The following is a 16,520-nucleotide window of genomic DNA, read 5'->3' as shown; positions in this document are numbered from 1 at the left end:
ACCCGCGAGCCGATTCTGCCGGTCAACCCAGGACCGGCAGAAGTACCGCAAACACCGCCAGCAATAACAGCAACAGCGGCACCACCAGCAAGACAAAAACACCGTTCCACTGAAAGGCCACTACGTTGCGGGAAACCTGACCAAACCGTGACAGCAACATCACCGACGGCCCGAACGGCGACACCATCATTGCCAGCGAGAAACCAATAACCAGGCCAATTGCCACCAGCATCGGGTCAGCCCCGCTAGCCACAAGTTGCGCAAGCATGCCCGACTGCACGCTCAGCACGGTAATCGGAATCACCCCGGCCATGGAGAACAGCGGCATGATCAGCAGCCCTGCGGCTGCAATCAGGTAACTACCCCAGCCGCTCACCACAAGTCCGTTCAACAGATCTGACGGCACCACAGTGGCAATCGATACCCCAAGCATGGCTGAGCCGGCAAAGATCGCCATTTCGTTGGACATCACCGCCAACTGTCCCACCCCTTCTGCCAATACCGCCACCGGAGAGCGTTCCTGCAACAACATATAAGACAAAGTGACAGCCGGAACAGCCAACATGGCAGCCACCGACACCTTCACGCCCGCCAAGGCAACCAGCAACGCCATACAGGCAAACACCACCAGAACCAGAAGCGTCAGTTTGCCCGTTCCTTCAGGCCAGCCGTCGAGCGCAACCCGTTCACTACTGATTTCCCGGAAGCGCTGCCTTTCCAGCACCCAGCCAACCACGATCATCAGCAAAGCTGCCACAAAGCCGAAAGGCAAAAGAGAAGACCAGCTGAGCTGGGGCAGCTCTCGCGTGAGAATCGCAACCGCTACGCTGGTGGGTGCCACCAATGGCACCAGGGCAAACCCTCGCAAGGCGCTGATCAGCACGCTCCTGAGCCACTGCAGCCTTGCCGCTCCCTCTATTCCCCTCTCCTTCAGGCTATCCGCGAGTGTGCCACAGAGAAGGCTCATCATTCCGAAACTGAGTACCGAAGCAATACCGCAGCTCACCGCCGCATACTTTGGGTATAAAAGGGATACCCGCCCCCCGAGCAGCACATCGTGGATACGCCTGAGGACTTCAAAGCGGCGCACCAGGCACTGCATCATCCCCAGGCTGCCCAAAAACGCCGAATAGAACGCTGCATCCGACAACGCATCAAGGGCACCGTCCATTCCGAGACGGCCGGTCACAAACAAACCAGCACTAAACGTGAGGGAAAGCAGGAACAACGTCCTTGCATAGACCTGAAGGCGCATCGCGCCCAGAACAAACACCAGGATGAATACCAGCCCGGCAGAGGCGCTAAGGGCTTTGCTCTGCAGACAAATCGCGACAAGCTCCATGACCACGGCACAAGCCAGCAGCCAGCGAAGAGTTCCATTCATAAACCAGTCAGCCACCAATGATGAACAATTCTTGCAATTGAGATAGACCCAGATTAGTCTTTTCCAATATCATTTACAAAACTATATTCCGCAGTTCGGAATTACCTAACCATAATCGATACGGCAATTCTTATGAACGCATACATCTATGATGGCTTGAGAACACCATTTGGGCGGCATGCAGGCGCCCTGGCCAAGGTTCGCCCCGACGACCTGCTGGCCGAGGTCATTCGCGCACTCATTGAGCGCAACGCCTTTGCTCCGGAGAATTATGAAGACGTGATTGCCGGCTGCACCAACCAGGCCGGTGAAGATGCCCGCAACCTGGCACGGCACGCCGGACTGCTGGCAGGCTTGCCGGTCGAAACCGGTGGCCAGACCGTGAACCGGCTTTGCGGCTCTGGCCTTGCCGCCATCATCGATGCTGCCCGCGCTATCCGTTGTGGCGAAGGCGACCTGTTCGTAGCCGGCGGTGCCGAGAGCATGAGCCGCGCGCCGTTTGTGCTGGCCAAGTCCGAATCACCTTACAGCCGTGAATTCCGCGCCTTTGACAGCACCATTGGTGCCCGCTTCCCGAACCCGCTGATCGAACGCCAGTTCGGCTCGGACACCATGCCGGAAACCGCAGACAACATCGCACGCGAGCTGAATCTGTGCCGACTGGAAGTGGATCGCTTTGCCGCACAAAGCCAGGCCCGCTATGAAGCCGCCCGCCAGGACGGTTTTTTCAAAGACGAGATCCTGCCCATTTCTGTACCTCAGGGCCGCAAGCAACCGCCACTGACCGTACAGGACGACGAGCATCCAAGGCCTACATCCAACCTCGAGGCGCTTTCCAATCTTCGCTCGCTGGCTGAAGATGGCGTGGTTACTGCCGGCAACGCCTCCGGCGTGAACGATGGCGCAGCTGCCCTCATCATTGGCTCGGAAGAAGCCGGCAAGCGGGCTGGCATCCAGCCCCGCGCACGTATCGTATCGGCTGCCATCGCCGGCGTTGCGCCCAATGTAATGGGGTACGGCCCGGTTCCGGCAAGCCAGAAAGCCCTTGCCCGGGCAGGCCTGACACTAAAAGACATGGATGTAATCGAGATCAACGAGGCGTTCGCCGCCCAGGTTCTCGGTTGCACCACCAAACTGGGAATCGATCCTTCCGATTCCAGACTCAACCCGAACGGCGGCGCCATCGCTGTAGGGCACCCTCTTGGTGCTTCCGGCGCCCGGATTGCCCTGACGGCGGTACGCCAACTCGAACGTACTGGTGGCCGTTACGCTCTGATCAGCATGTGCATTGGCGTAGGCCAGGGCATTGCTGCGGTAATTGAACGGGTTTCCAACTAACTTTTCAGGAGAACAACAATGGCTTCCGCACCTTGGGACGACCTGCTGAACTTTGAATCACAACTGGACGAAACCGAGCGTCAGGTACGCGACAGCATTCGCAGCTTCTGCGATAACCGTCTGATGCCCGGCATCGTCGAGGCAAACCGCCACGAAAAATTCGACCGCAGCATCTTCACCGAAATGGGTGAACTGGGCATGCTGGGTGCCACCCTGCCGGAAGAGTACGGCGGCCCCGGCCTGAACCACGTGTGCTACGGCCTGATCGCACGGGAAGTTGAACGGGTAGACTCTGCCTACCGCTCGGCCCTGAGCGTACAGTCTTCACTGGTGATGTACCCGATCTTCTCTTACGGCAAAGAAGAGCTGAAAAAGCGCATTCTGCCGAAACTGGCCTCTGGCGAGTTTGTTGGCTGCTTCGGCCTGACCGAACCCAACCACGGCTCTGACCCCGGTGGTATGGAAACCCGCGCCAAGAAAGTTGACGGCGGCTACCTGCTGAGCGGCTCCAAGACCTGGATCACCAACTCCCCGATTGCCGACGTTTGTGTGGTCTGGGCCAAGCTGGACGGCGTGGTAAACGGCTTTGTGATCGAGCGCGAAGGCGCCACGGGCCTGGAAACCCCGAAGATTGAGGGCAAGTTCTCGCTGCGCGCCTCCGACACCGGTTCTATCTTTATGGACGAAGTCTTCGTTCCTGAAGAAAACCGCCTGGAAGTTGAAGGCCTGAAAGGCCCCCTGAGCTGCCTTACCAAGGCTCGCTACGGTATCAGCTGGGGCGCCCTGGGTGCTGCGGAATTCTGCTGGCATGCAGCCCGCAACTACACCCTGGAGCGTAAGCAGTTTGGCAAGCCCCTGGCCGCCAACCAGCTGATCCAGAAGAAGCTGGTAGACATGCAGACTGAAATCACCCTTGGACTGCAATCTGTGCTGCAGCTGGGCCGCATGATGGATGCTGGCATTGCCACCCCGGATTCCGTTTCCCTTCTGAAGCGTAACAACTGTGGCAAAGCCCTGGACATCGCCCGCGTAGCCCGCGATATGCACGGTGGTAACGGTATTGCAGATGAATACCACGTTATCCGCCACGTCATGAACCTGGAAGCAGTTAACACCTACGAAGGCACCCACGACGTCCACGCCCTGATTCTGGGCCGTGGTCAGACCGGTATTCAGGCCTTCAGCTGATTCCTCCGGAAACAGCACTCCTGAACCCCTCTACGGAGGGGTTTTTTGTGCCCGGCGCCTCGAGGCCTACACTTCTCGCGCGGGCATAAAAAAGCCCCGGTGTGCAGCGCACCCGGGGCAAGCGATGAAATACCTAATATTCGTTTTAACTCAACGGAAATCGCTGATCAGAATGCCAACTTGGCGGAAGCCATTACCTGCTCATACTGCTGACTGCCGCTGCCGGCGATCTCGCCAAAGTCCCAGTAGGCATACTCAAGACCCAGAGCCAGGTTCTCATGAGCGGCCCACAGCAGGTTAACGTGGACTGAGGTGGAGGAGTCGAAATAGCTGAGAGTCCCTGCAGGAGAGAAGTCCAGATCGTCCACAATCTCGGTATGGGAAACCGACAGGTTACTTCTCCAGGCTGAATTCCAGAAGTGACGGTAGGCCGCAGTGACCCCGTAGGTATTCAGCGGCTCAACCTTTCCGGCCGCCTGCTCAGCCCGATCCACATCCGGGTAGGTGAACAGCCCCATGTAACGGCCAAGCGCTCCATAGCTGTATTGCAGACGCAAGTCATCACGCCCAAACGTAGGAATACGGGCACTCAGAGATACAGCACCGGCTGCCTTGGTGTCCTCCGCAGCATCATCTTCCAGATAGCGCAGCAGGGCCGCAACAGAGTAGAAACCGTAGTTGCCGCGAGTCTGATAGCGCGCTACGAGATCCGGATAGGACTGATCGCCATAGGATTCAGAGCCAAAACCATCTTCCGGGTTTTCGAGGGCGACCATCAACTTGCCACCCGGAGCGGACATGTTATAGCGGAGCATCGGCTGTCGGGCATAGATAAAGGCAGCCTGTTTACCTTGGTTCAGAATCTCTGGCAATGCAGACAGATCGGTAAAGGTTGTGTAGGTCTGGCCAAAATCCCAACCATTCCAGGAGCCAAACGCCTGCCGAACGCGCGCATTATAGCCGTTTGTGACAACTTCATTGCCGGGAGCATCCTCCGCGGTGTTGAAATCCATTTCGATGTACGTGGTCCAATCATGGCCGCCAACATCCTCGGTCTTGGTACCAATGCTGATACGAGATTCACGGATAGAGAAGCCTGTTTTCCAGTCGCTTTCACCTTCATTGGCCGCCTTGGCAAGCGTCCGGGGCAAAGCAATGGAGTAACCGTTGGGGGTTCCATTACCGTTGGATCCGAAAATCACATCGGCCTTGACGAACCCGCCAAATGTAATCGTGGTATCACCAATCTTCATCCCCTTGCCTTCACGTAACAGATATGGGTTGTCGTCCCGCGCCTCAGGGGCAGTCGACACATGACTTTCCAGAACCTGGATGCGCTCACGCAGCTCTTCCAGCTCTGTGTTGCTCTGCGCCTGGGCAGTTACCGAGCCAAGCATCAGCAGAGGTGCACCCGCCAGGGCTACGGCGCGGACCAGCGGATGGGTGGCAAAACGGGTTGTTGTTGTTGTCATCTTGAAAAACCTCGCATCGGAGTTGGTTAGCGTCTTTATTGTTAAATCTACGGGACTGGCACATACCTTCGCGCAATAATTCCGCACAGCGGAACTTCTGGTTATTTGCATTTCATTATGCAGCACCATCTTCCGCTACGACGAATATAGATGAAGAATTTTAGATCAACAAGTCCATTTATCTTTTTGCATGTCTACAACGATGCATTTTTTGACAGTTGATTCCGTTAGCATTGACATCCACCGTTTGGTTGATGGATCATGGAACAATTCTGCTATGCGGTATACATTTTCGCTAAGAGCACGGTGAGGGTTACCTATGAACATGAATTACACAGCCGAGGAATTGGCTTTCCGCGATGAAGTTCGCGCATTCCTGGATGCCAAGCTGCCTGAAGACATCGCAGCCAAGGTGAAAGGCTTTCGCAAGCTGAGCAAGGAAGACCACCAGCGGTGGCAAAAAATTCTCAGCGAGCAAGGCTGGTACGCCACGCACTGGCCGGAACAGTACGGGGGTGTCAGCTGGACACCGGTCCAGAAGCACATCTGGGATGAAGAGTCCTGCCGTTACGGCGTGCCCCGCTCCATTCCCTTCGGCGTAAATATGGTGGCTCCGGTCATCATCAAGTTCGGCTCCGAAGAACAGAAGCAGCAATACCTGCCCCGGATTCTCAGCGGCGAAGACTGGTGGTGTCAGGGTTATTCCGAGCCAGGCGCGGGTTCTGACCTGGCTTCCCTGAAAACACGGGCTGTGCGCGAAGGCGACCATTACATCGTTAATGGCCAGAAGACCTGGACCACGCTGGGCCAGCACGCCAACATGATCTTCTGCCTGGTACGCACCAACACAGAAGTGAAGGCGCAGGAAGGCATCTCATTCCTGCTGATCGACATGAACACCCCGGGTATTACCGTTCGTCCGATCATCACGCTGGACGGTGAGCATGAAGTTAACGAAGTCTTCTTTGAAGACGTGAAGGTTCCGGCCGAGAACCTGGTAGGTGAAGAAAATAAAGGCTGGACCTATGCCAAGTACCTGCTCACCTACGAGCGTACTGGCCTGGCGGGCATCGGCCTGTCCAAGGCAGCGCTGACACACCTCAAGCAGCTGGCCAGCCGTCGGGTGAAGAACGGCAAACCCCTGATTCAGGATCCGACCTTCAGCCAACGTATCGCGCAGGTCGAAATCGACCTGATGGCAGCAGCGATCAGCAACCTGAGAATTGTTGCCTCGGTAGAGGGCGGCGGCGTTCCGGGAGCGGAAAGTTCCATGCTGAAAGTGCGCGGCACCGAGATTCGCCAGGCCATCAACGACCTGGCACGCCGGGCGATCGGGCCTTACGCCATTCCGTTTGTTGAAGAAGAGATGGACCAGGCCTATGACGGCGAATTCCTGTCTGACCCGGATGCTGCTCCTCTGGCTGCCCATTACTTCAACAACCGCAAGCTGTCTATTTTCGGTGGATCAAACGAGATCCAGAAGAACATCGTTTCGAAAATGATTCTGGGACTTTAAGGAGGCGACCATGGATTTCCGACTCAACGAAGAGCAGCAAATGCTGCAGGACACCGTGGCTCGTCTGGTTCGCGGTGAATACAGCTTTGAAAAGCGGCTGGAATACAGCGAAACCGAACTTGGCTTCAGTGAAAGTTTCTGGAAGCAACTGGGCGAACTGGGCCTGATGGCTGTGCCATTCCCCGAGGAACTTGGCGGCTTTGGCGGCACCGGTGTTGAAGTTCAAAGCGTGATGACCGAGCTGGGCCGCGGCCTGTGCATCGAGCCGTACCTTCAATCTGTGGTTCTTGGTGGCGGGCTAATTAGCCAGGCCGGCAATGAACAGCAGAAAGAACAGTGGCTGGCCGGCATTGCAACAGGCGAAGCCCAGGTAGCCGTTGGCCTGCAGGAGCCCCAGAGCTTCTACAACACAAATGACGTAGAAACCACCGCCGAGAAAGCCGGCAGCGACTATGTTCTTAACGGTCGCAAAGCGGTCGTAATCGGTGGCCATAGTGCCGACCTGCTGGTGGTTTCTGCCCGCACAGCCGGCAACAGCCGTGATGCCGCTGGCATCAGCCTGTTCGTTATCGACGCCAATGCTGAAGGCCTGGAGCGTCGCAGCTACCCGACCATCGACGGCGCGAAGGGCTGCGATCTATTCCTGAACAACGTCAAAGTCGGCGCAGACGCTCTGCTGGGAAGCGAAGGCGAAGCGGCCGATGCTATTGAATACCAGGTTGGCCGTGCCATTTCCGCTCTGTGTGGTGAAGCGGTCGGCGTTATGGAAGTCGCCTGTGACCTGACCCTGGACTATCTCAAACAGCGCAAGCAGTTTGGTGTGCCCATCGGAAAGTTCCAGGTGCTTCAGCACCGGATGGCCGACATGATGTCCGAACTGGAGCAGGCTCGTTCAATGGCCATCCTTGCCGCCAGCGTGGCTGATGAGTCTCAGAGCGACGAACGCCGCCGGGTAATTGCGGCCGCTAAAAACGTAATTAGTCGCAGCGCCCAGTTTATTTCGGAAAAGGGCGTTCAGTCCCACGGCGGTATTGGCATGACCTGGGAATACAACTTTGCCCATTACGCCAAGCGGCTGGTGATGATCAACCACCAGCTGGGCGATGATGACTTCCATCTTGAGCGCTATGCCGCTCTGCTGGAAGCCAACTGATACCAAATCAGTGAACCTTGGGTCTGTCTCCACATTCAGTCAGGACCCTCTTTCGGGGTGGCCTATGCCACCCCTTTTTTATGCCCGGAATAACCTTGAGTAATCATTCTCTGCGGAGGAACAATCATGACAAAAAACCACCCGGACGAAATGCAGGCTGATCTGAGAAAAGCCGAATGGAAAATAAGAACCGAACTGGCTGCTGCCTATAGACTGGTAGCCCTCTTTGGCTGGGACGACCTGGTGTTCACCCATCTGTCGGCCCGGGTGCCCGGGCCTGATCATCACTTTCTGATCAATCCCTACGGATTGCTGTTCCATGAAATGACCGCCTCATCCCTGGTGAAAGTCGACCAAAATGGCGAAGTCGTGGAGGCTGGCGGGCTGCGCAGGGTTAACCCGGCGGGGTTTACCATCCACAGCGCCGTACATATGGGGCGCGAAGATGCCGGAGCCGTCATGCACCTGCATGCAGCAGATGGTGTTGCGGTATCAGCCCACCGTGATGGCCTCCAGCCCCTGAGCCAGACCGCCATGCTGTGCCTTGGGCACCTGAGTTACCACGAATATGAAGGCGTAGCGCTCAACCTTGATGAGAGGGAGCGCCTGATCCGGGATCTGGGTAACAAATCCATGATGATCTTGCGCAACCACGGCATTCTGACCGTGGGCCGCGATGTGCCGGAAACCTTCACTTACCTCTACTTCCTGATGAAGGCCTGCGAGATACAGGTAAAAGCGCAGAGCTGTGGCCCGGTATATATGCCCACCCAACAGGCTATTGACACCACGGCGGATCAATCAGGCTCACTCGGCAAGGCAGCAAAGCTTACCTGGCCCGCCCTTCTGAGACTGCTTGATGCCAGGTCTCCTGGCTACAACGTTTGAGCCCTTCATCAATCCACTATCAGGAAGGTCCTATGATTACTGTTGATATTAATGAACTGGCAGCCTATCAGGGCATGCTGATTGGCCACAGCCCCTGGGTAACCGTGAGCCAGGCCATGATAAACGCCTTTGCCGAAACCACCGGCGACCATCAGTGGATCCATGTGGATGTCGACCGGGCCAGCCGGGAGTCACCCTGGAAGAGCCCGGTAGCCCATGGCTACCTGACGGCATCACTGATCCCCAAGCTCAACAGCGAGGTCATCATGGTGACCGGTACTTCAGCCACCATCAACTATGGCCTGAACAAGCTGCGTTTTCCGGCGGCGGTGAAGGCTGGCTCGGATATCCGGTCCCGGGTTGAGCTGGCATCCCTGAAGCAGGTGGATGATCACCGCCTGCTGGCCACCTACCAGACCGTGGTGGAAATAAGGAACGAAGACAAGCCAGCCTGCGTACTGGAAAATCTGGCCATGTACGTGGTCTGAGCCTTCCGGTCAGTGCAAAAAGGCGGCAAGCCCTGAGAGTGGGGGGGGGAGCCGCCTTCCTAACTTCCAGTGTTGTGCAGGCTACTTCTGCCACTCCTGTTCCTGGAGTGCCCGCCACATCAGCTTTCCGGTCGGTGATTTTGGTAACTCATCAACAAATTCAATGATGGTTGGTACCTTGTAGGCCGCCATTTGCTCCTTACACCAACTGATGATGTCATCCTTGGTTGTTGTGTTTTCAGCCTCAGGCGTTAGTACAATACAAGCCTTGACCGTTTCACCACGCTTGGGGTCCGGGGCAGAAATAATGCAGACTTCGTGGATGGATGGGTGACGGTACATCAACCCTTCCACTTCCGATGGCCAGACCTTGAAGCCAGAGGCGTTGATCATGCGCTTGACCCGATCCACCATGAAGAAATAGCCGTCTTCGTCGTAGTAACCCAGGTCGCCGGTACGGAAGAAACGCTTGCCATCGATTTCGACGAATGAAGCCTCGGTATCCACCGGGCGATTCCAGTAGCCCAGCGTGACCTGAGGCCCGCAGGACACGATCTCTCCGGTTTCTCCGACAGCTTTCTCTTCAAGCGTATCCACGTCGATAATCCGGCTGTCGACATCAAACACCGGGATCCCCAGACACTGGGGCTTGGGGCTTTTGGTTGGATTGATATGGGTCGCTGCCATGGTTTCAGACAGACCGTAGCCTTCGATGTAATCAAGGCCCGTCAGCTTTTTGAGCTTCTCGGCGACCGCAACCGGCATGGCGGCACCACCACCACCAATCATGTTCAGGCTGCTGATGTCGTACTTGCCCAGATCCGGATTCGACAGGAAGTCCACCGCCATGGTGACGATGTTGGTCCAGCCGGTAACCTTGTAACGCTCAATCAAACGTGCCGCTGTGGTTCTGTCCCAACGGGTCATGATGACAGAAGTGGCACCGCAGAATATGGGACCGTTCATGGAGCCAGTCATGCCGGTTACGTGGAAGAACGGCAGCGTGGATAGCTGAACACTATCCGGAGTGGACAGGTTCCAGAATACCCGGTGCACGGCTGTCGCCATTACCGACCGGTGAGTGTGCATGCAGCCCTTGGGTGCCCCGGTGGTACCGGAGCTGTACGGAATAACGGCAAGGTCATCCGGGCCGGCAGTATGTTCACCGGGCTTGCGTCCGGCTTCCAGGGCCGCCTCCCAGGTAACCACTCCCGGTATATCCCTGGACCACGCGGGCGCAGCAACTTCCGCCGGCAACGTCAGGTCGGTTTCCGGGTTAATGTAGGTGTTGTAAGACGCAACAATCACTTGTTCCAGGTTGGTCTCGCCAATCAACGGCGCGATGAAGCCCGCCAGTTCCTGGCCCGCCATGCACACCGTGGAGCCAGTATCCGAAATATAATGCTCAAGCTCCGCCGCGCGGTTCATGGGATTCACAGGAATAACCACGGCATCGGCCCGCAGGATGGCATAGTAGGAGATCACATACTGCGGGGAGTTCTGCATATAAAGCAGGACCCGGTCACCCTTCTTGACCCCCTGGGCCTGCAGGTAACCCGCCATAGTATCGACTTCTCGCTTAAGCCGGGCATAGGTCATGGGCGCATCGTAGAAAACGATGGCATTGTGGTCCGGATAACGCAGTGCCGAGACTTCCAGGTTGGTGTACAGACTGGTTTTCGGCAGGGTCATGGTTTTGGGCAGATCTTTCGGCCAAACCTTGTAGTGGCGTGTAAACATATTCTTGTTCTCCCCCTGGGTTAATTCAGTCAACCGCTTGAGCGGACAAATCAAAATAATCAACAGCCCCGGGCAAGGGCTCGCCATGGCGTAACGGTGAAATGGCAACGGCTTTTTCACGAAGTACGGTCACATCCGCATCCGGCGCCACAATGTGGCGTGAGCTCCGGTCAAAACCAAGCCACCAGTAAGGCAGGCTGCGCGCATCACGGCCAGCGACCAGTGTTGGCTTCTGGATAGAGCCGTTGGACTGCCGACACCATCGGGCTGCGGTAATATCGGCCGCTTCACAGGCTGGAAAGTTCACATTCCACGCCAGAACCTGGCCGGGGCGGTAAAGTCTGCGAATGACAGCTTCAGCAAGGGTTTCCACCGGCGACCAGCGGACGTCGTCCCGGTTCAGGTAAGCCTGGCTCAGCGCAATGGCCGGAATGTTCATGTGGCGTGCACTCAGTACCGCGCCAACGGTACCGGAGTACTGGACCGAATCACTGATGTTCGCACCGCAGTTTACGCCGGAAAGCACCAGGTCTGGCGGTGTTTCCCCGAACCACTCGGCCAGGGAATACAACACGCAATCGGCCGGTGTGCCAGACACCGAATAACGATTAGCCCCAACCTGATAAACCCGTAACGGACTGTGAATGGATATGCTCTGGCCAGCTCCGCTGCGATCATGTTCCGGAGCCACAACCCAAACCTCATCGGCCAACCGCCGGGCAATGGTTTCAAGGATCGCGATACCCGGCGCATTGATGCCGTCATCGTTGGTAATCAGAATTCGATTAGCAATCTTGCCCTGCATAATCGCTTCTCCGCTCATGGCTTGCGGCCTTCACAAGCGATTTGCCAGCCAATATCCGCCAGCAGGCTGGCACGCTTGCCAACTTCCAGCGCATTGGCGTTGGCAGCATTGCCATCCAGGGCCCGCTTGTACACACCCTGAAGAATGGCTGCCAGCCGGAATAACGAAAACGACAGGAATACGTGCCAGTCATCAATGCCATCTCTGCCGGTTTGCGCGCAGTACCGGGCAATGGTTTCCTGCTCGCTTGGTATACCAAGCTCCTGCACATCTTCGCCATTCAGGCCACGCATACCGGGCATATCAGCAGGCAGGTGGTATGGCAGGCAGTAATAGGCAAGGTCTGCCAGCGGATGCCCGAGAGTCGACAACTCCCAATCCAGGATCGCGATTACTTCCGGGCGATCCGGTGCCAGCATCAGGTTGCCAAACCGGTAGTCACCGTGGGCAATCGAAGTCTCATCCCTGGCCGGGAGGTTCTCCGGCAACCAGGCCATCAGCTTGTCCATAGCCGGCAGGTCATCCGTCCGGGATGCGAGATATTGCTTGCTCCAGCGAGCCACCTGACGGGACACATAACCCTCCGGGCGGCCGTAATCTGCCAGGCCAATAGCGTTGACATCCACAGAGTGCAAAGCTGCCAGCGTGTCGATGGCTGAGTGATGAGCCCTCATTCGCTCTTCACGCTCCAGCTCTTTGAGTGCTGAATGGGAGTGAATCCTGCCTTCCAGAAAATCCATCACGTAGAAGGGAGTGCCAATGACCTCACTGTCTTCACACAGTACGCGAGCATTGGGTACCGGAACGGACGTGTGTTCAGCGAGCGCGCGCATAACGCGGTATTCCCGCTCCACCATGTGAGCCGAAGGCAGCGTCTTTCCCGGGGGCTTCTTCCGCAGTACATAACGCCTGTTGCCGGTATCCAGCAGAAAGGTAGGGTTGGATTGCCCGCCCTGAAACTGCTTCACGTCCATCTGGTTACCGAAGTCCGGCAATGCCTGCTGAAGCCAGTTGAGCAGGCGGGCTTCATCGAATTTGTGGGCTGGCAGAACCGCTACCAGCTCTGGAGTCATGCTCATGATTATCTCTTGTCGTTATGTTCTGATAACCCCTTGCGCCAGACAGGTGCCCGGCGGCAGGGGTGTTCCGGCTTCCCGGTATCAGCAGATGGTTTCACCACCGTCGGCAACAATCACCTGCCCGGTAATGTAGGCACTGGCCGGGGTCGCCAGGAAAACGGCCAGGCCGGCAATATCGATCGGATCACCGATGCGCCGAAGCGGGGTTTTGTCTTCTGCCCGCTTTACGCGAACCGGGTCTTCCCAAAGCGCTTTGGCAAAATCGGTCTTGATCAGGCCCGGCGCAATGCTGTTCACACGGATACCCTTCGGCCCCCACTCAACGGCCAGGTTGCGCGCCAGGGCAGCTTCTGCCGCCTTGGACACACCGTAAGTGCCGATAGTGGTGTTGCCGCGAATACCGGCAATACTGGACAGCAGCACCACAGAACCTGAGCCCTTTTCGGCCATCTGTGGCAGCACCATATTGGTGAGCCAGAAGGTTCCCTTGACGTTGGTGTCCATGATCTTGTCCCAGGCGTCGTCGGTCATCTCAGCGGTCGGACCATACACCGGGTTGGTCGCGGCGTTGCAAACCAGAACGTCGATGGTGCCCCAGGCTTCGTTAGTTTTGTCGACCAGGTTTTGCAGGTCCTCCTTCTTGCCGACGTGACAAGCGATGGCCATGGCATCAAAGCCCTGGGCCCGCATTTCACTGGCTACCTGTTCACAGGCTTCCGCCTTACGGCTGGAGATCACAACCCGGGCGCCACAGCGGGCCATTTCTTCGGCAATGGCCCGGCCAATGCCCTTGGTGGAGCCTGTGATAACAGCCACTTTCCCGGTCATATCAAATAATGGATTAGTCATTTCCGAATCCTTATTACTCTGGGTAACAGCTGTTTCAGCGGTACTGACGCAATTCAAGTTTGGCGACGGAATCCAGGTGAACCTCATCCGGGCCGTCTGCCAGGCGCAGGGTACGGACTTTCGCCCAGGCCGACGCCAGGAAGGTGTCCTGGCTGACGCCAGCACCACCGTGCACCTGTATTGCGCGGTCGATGACCTTCAGGGCCATGCTCGGGGCAATCACCTTGATCATGGCAATTTCCTGACGGGCCACTTTGTTGCCTACGGTATCCATCATATGGGCAGCCTTGAGGGTCATCAGGCGAGCTTGCTCGATGTCGATGCGACTACGGGCAATGTCTTTCCGGATGGAATCAAATTCGGACAGCGGGCGGCCAAAGGCCTCACGGGCATTCGCGCGCTTGCACATAAGTTCAAGGGCACGCTCGGCGACACCGATGGTGCGCATGCAATGGTGGATACGGCCCGGCCCGAGGCGCCCCTGGGCGATTTCAAAGCCGCGACCTTCACCCAGCAGGATATTACTGACCGGTACACGCACGTTGTCGTAGTGAATCTCGGCGTGGCCGTGCGGCGCATGGTCATAACCGAATACCGTCAGCGGGCGAATCATTTTCACGCCGGGTGCATCCAGTGGCACCAGAATCATCGACTGCTGCTGGTGCTTGGGAGCGGTGGGATCGGTTTTGCCCATAACGATGGCAATCTTGCTGGTGGTGGTCATGGCACCTGAAGACCACCACTTACGACCGTTAATAACGTACTCGTCACCTTCCCGACGAATCTCGCAAGCAATGTTGGTTGCGTCAGAGGAAGCGACGTCCGGCTCGGTCATGGAAAAGCAGGATCGGATTTTTCCATCCAGAAGCGGCTTCAGCCACTGCTCCTGCTGTTCCTCGTTTCCGTAACGGGCAATGGTCTCCATGTTGCCGGTGTCCGGCGCGGAGCAGTTGAATACCTCGGGAGCCATCTCGGAACGGCCCATAATCTCGCACAAATGTGCGTACTCGAAGTTTGTCAGGCCGGCCCCCAGGTCACTTTCTGGCAGGAACAGGTTCCACAGCCCGGCAGCCTTCGCTTTTTCTTTCAGCTCTTCAATGATCGGAACCGGTGCCCAACGGTTCTCCGCGGTTGCCACCTGATGGTGATGCTTTTCTTCATTCGGGTAGATATAGGCATTCATGAACTCGGTTAATTCGGCCTGCAGTTTCTTGGCCTTGTCAGACAGCTCGAACATATCCGTTTCCTCTCTGTTCAGTTATTTGCGACTGCTACTAACGCCGGCAATCGCGTTAGCAGGCATTCAGACGGGAACGCCTTCAGGTTTCTCACTACCAGAACGTATCCGGAAAGTGCCCTCACCGATTGCAAGCAGATTGCCCTGCTCGTCGTGAACTTCACCGGTACTGTTAAAAATCCTGCTTCCACCCGCGCGCTTACGACCGGTCACCCGGATTACGCCCCCGGTGCACTGCCCGGTAAACGTGGTGGTCAGCGAAAGCGTAATGGCTTTGCGCATGCGCCCGGGGTAGGGGCAGTAGGTGCCGGCTTCGGCCATGACAATATCCAGCAGGGAGGTCAGTACTCCACCATGGATAACACCACCCAGATTCAGGTGATCCGCCTGGATTTCCAGCTCGATCACGGCCTCGTCCTCTTCCCACGACACCTGCCGGTAGCCCAGCATGTTGTGAAAACCCGGCAAGTCTTTGCCACCGGTAATGTGCAGACTACTGTTGCTCATCAGACTTTCATTCCTGGCAGGTTGAGGGACGCTGTGTTGCCGCCATCAACGGCCAGGGCCTGGCCGGTAATGTAACTTGCGTCGTCACTGGCGAGAAAAAGGATGGCGGCAGCAATTTCCGCGGGATCGCCATAACGGCGCAACTCACAACGGGAGCCGAGCTTGTGAGCTTTTTCGTGTGCCCGGGCATAGTCAAAGACTTTCTGGGTCATACCGGTTTCAACCAGCCCGGGACAAACTGCGTTTACCCGCACGTTGTCCAGCCCCAGATCACAGGCTGCGGTCATGGTCAGGTTGATCACGCCGGCCTTTGATGCGCTGTAGGCATTGCCTCCAGCCCCCGAACGAATACCGGCAACAGATGCAGTATTGACAATGCTGCCCTTCTTGCGGGCCTGCATGTGAGGTGCAACGTGCTTTATCGTCAGCATGGTTCCCAGCAGGTTTACAGCGAGCACTTTCTCCCACTCGTCACGACTGTTCTCGGTGACCGGCGGATGGGCTCCGGAAATACTGGCGATACCGGCGATATTGCACAGCACATCAATCTGGCCAAAGGTCTTCATGGTTTCGGCTACCAGGGCAGTTACCGCAGCCTCATCAGCAACATCTGCCACCCGACGCAGCACAGATACACCATCAGCCATCTGATTCTCGGTTTCGAGCAAGCCGCCCTCGGCGACATCAACAAGCACAACGGATGCCCCTTCGCGACCCAGCCTGAGTGCGGTTGCCCGCCCGATACCACTTCCGGCCCCGGTGACGATTACCACTCGCTGATCAAATCGCCCCATGAAATTCTCCCCGCTAACATGATTTATTTTTGTGTGTTCTATTTTGCTTTCCAGATAATTTGTCACGCGCAACGGTTATGAG

15 protein-coding genes are annotated in these 16,520 nt (G+C 56.9%); 6 read left to right on the top strand and 9 right to left on the bottom strand.

What is annotated here, in order from left to right; all coding sequences use genetic code 11:
* Positions 1 to 22: 22 nt before the first annotated feature.
* Complete coding sequence (locus H3Z84_RS14040) at positions 23 to 1,384, bottom strand: hypothetical protein (RefSeq protein WP_199457881.1); 1,362 nt, start codon at positions 1,382 to 1,384, stop codon at positions 23 to 25.
* 132 nt (positions 1,385 to 1,516) lie between these two features.
* On the opposite strand from H3Z84_RS14040, the gene H3Z84_RS14035 reads away from it, so the two are divergent.
* Together H3Z84_RS14035 and H3Z84_RS14030 are read left to right on the top strand one after the other, a co-directional pair.
* On the top strand, positions 1,517 to 2,722 hold the full coding sequence (locus H3Z84_RS14035) for a 3-oxoadipyl-CoA thiolase (protein ID WP_058091209.1): 1,206 nt from the start codon (positions 1,517 to 1,519) through the stop codon (positions 2,720 to 2,722).
* A gap of 18 nt (positions 2,723 to 2,740) precedes the next feature.
* Positions 2,741 to 3,910 carry an acyl-CoA dehydrogenase gene (locus tag H3Z84_RS14030; RefSeq protein WP_058342387.1) on the top strand — a complete coding sequence of 390 codons (1,170 nt, stop codon included), beginning with the start codon at positions 2,741 to 2,743 and terminating at the stop codon, positions 3,908 to 3,910.
* Between the two features lie 167 nt (positions 3,911 to 4,077).
* Here the strand turns inward: H3Z84_RS14030 and H3Z84_RS14025 are convergent, their stop codons facing one another.
* Positions 4,078 to 5,382 carry a DcaP family trimeric outer membrane transporter gene (locus H3Z84_RS14025; RefSeq protein WP_228285859.1) on the bottom strand — a complete coding sequence of 435 codons (1,305 nt, stop codon included), beginning with the start codon at positions 5,380 to 5,382 and terminating at the stop codon, positions 4,078 to 4,080.
* A gap of 319 nt (positions 5,383 to 5,701) precedes the next feature.
* Between H3Z84_RS14025 and H3Z84_RS14020 the strand changes: the two genes are divergently transcribed.
* From H3Z84_RS14020 to H3Z84_RS14005, 4 genes are all read left to right on the top strand, one after another.
* Positions 5,702 to 6,898 carry an acyl-CoA dehydrogenase family protein gene (locus tag H3Z84_RS14020; RefSeq protein WP_199457880.1) on the top strand — a complete coding sequence of 399 codons (1,197 nt, stop codon included), beginning with the start codon at positions 5,702 to 5,704 and terminating at the stop codon, positions 6,896 to 6,898.
* Positions 6,899 to 6,908: 10 nt separating this feature from the next.
* On the top strand, positions 6,909 to 8,051 hold the full coding sequence (locus H3Z84_RS14015; RefSeq protein WP_199457879.1) for an acyl-CoA dehydrogenase family protein: 1,143 nt from the start codon (positions 6,909 to 6,911) through the stop codon (positions 8,049 to 8,051).
* Between the two features lie 126 nt (positions 8,052 to 8,177).
* The gene (locus H3Z84_RS14010) at positions 8,178 to 8,939 is read left to right on the top strand and encodes a class II aldolase/adducin family protein (protein ID WP_199457878.1); all 762 of its coding nucleotides are present in this window, start codon (positions 8,178 to 8,180) and stop codon (positions 8,937 to 8,939) included.
* A 32-nt stretch (positions 8,940 to 8,971) separates the two neighbouring features.
* A complete protein-coding gene (locus H3Z84_RS14005; RefSeq protein WP_199457877.1) occupies positions 8,972 to 9,427 on the top strand; it encodes a MaoC family dehydratase in 456 nt (151 codons plus the stop codon).
* Between the two features lie 81 nt (positions 9,428 to 9,508).
* Here the strand turns inward: H3Z84_RS14005 and H3Z84_RS14000 are convergent, their stop codons facing one another.
* The 7 genes from H3Z84_RS14000 to H3Z84_RS13970 form a co-directional block, all read right to left on the bottom strand.
* Complete coding sequence (locus tag H3Z84_RS14000; RefSeq protein WP_199457876.1) at positions 9,509 to 11,167, bottom strand: long-chain fatty acid--CoA ligase; 1,659 nt, start codon at positions 11,165 to 11,167, stop codon at positions 9,509 to 9,511.
* A 25-nt stretch (positions 11,168 to 11,192) separates the two neighbouring features.
* Positions 11,193 to 11,972 carry a 5'/3'-nucleotidase SurE gene (surE, locus tag H3Z84_RS13995; RefSeq protein WP_199457875.1) on the bottom strand — a complete coding sequence of 260 codons (780 nt, stop codon included), beginning with the start codon at positions 11,970 to 11,972 and terminating at the stop codon, positions 11,193 to 11,195.
* A gap of 14 nt (positions 11,973 to 11,986) precedes the next feature.
* Positions 11,987 to 13,051, bottom strand: a complete 1,065-nt coding sequence (locus H3Z84_RS13990) for a phosphotransferase (protein WP_199457874.1) — start codon at positions 13,049 to 13,051, stop codon at positions 11,987 to 11,989.
* An 81-nt stretch (positions 13,052 to 13,132) separates the two neighbouring features.
* Positions 13,133 to 13,900 (bottom strand): SDR family NAD(P)-dependent oxidoreductase, encoded by a 768-nt coding sequence (locus H3Z84_RS13985; RefSeq protein WP_031210154.1) that lies wholly within the window; start codon positions 13,898 to 13,900, stop codon positions 13,133 to 13,135.
* Positions 13,901 to 13,934: 34 nt separating this feature from the next.
* The gene (locus H3Z84_RS13980; protein WP_023008950.1) at positions 13,935 to 15,137 is read right to left on the bottom strand and encodes an acyl-CoA dehydrogenase family protein; all 1,203 of its coding nucleotides are present in this window, start codon (positions 15,135 to 15,137) and stop codon (positions 13,935 to 13,937) included.
* Between the two features lie 66 nt (positions 15,138 to 15,203).
* Positions 15,204 to 15,644 carry a PaaI family thioesterase gene (locus H3Z84_RS13975; RefSeq protein ID WP_094624519.1) on the bottom strand — a complete coding sequence of 147 codons (441 nt, stop codon included), beginning with the start codon at positions 15,642 to 15,644 and terminating at the stop codon, positions 15,204 to 15,206.
* Positions 15,644 to 16,438: an SDR family NAD(P)-dependent oxidoreductase gene (locus H3Z84_RS13970; protein WP_199457873.1), complete on the bottom strand. Its 795-nt coding sequence runs from the start codon at positions 16,436 to 16,438 to the stop codon at positions 15,644 to 15,646. The genes H3Z84_RS13975 and H3Z84_RS13970 overlap by 1 nt, the downstream gene beginning before the upstream one ends.
* Positions 16,439 to 16,520: the final 82 nt, after the last annotated feature.

The sequence above is a fragment of the Marinobacter sp. bablab_jr003 genome, from assembly GCF_016464245.1.
Lineage (GTDB): Bacteria > Pseudomonadota > Gammaproteobacteria > Pseudomonadales > Oleiphilaceae > Marinobacter > Marinobacter vinifirmus.
The sequence above is the reverse complement of the archived record's forward strand: the minus strand, read 5'-3'. Positions and strand labels throughout refer to the sequence as shown.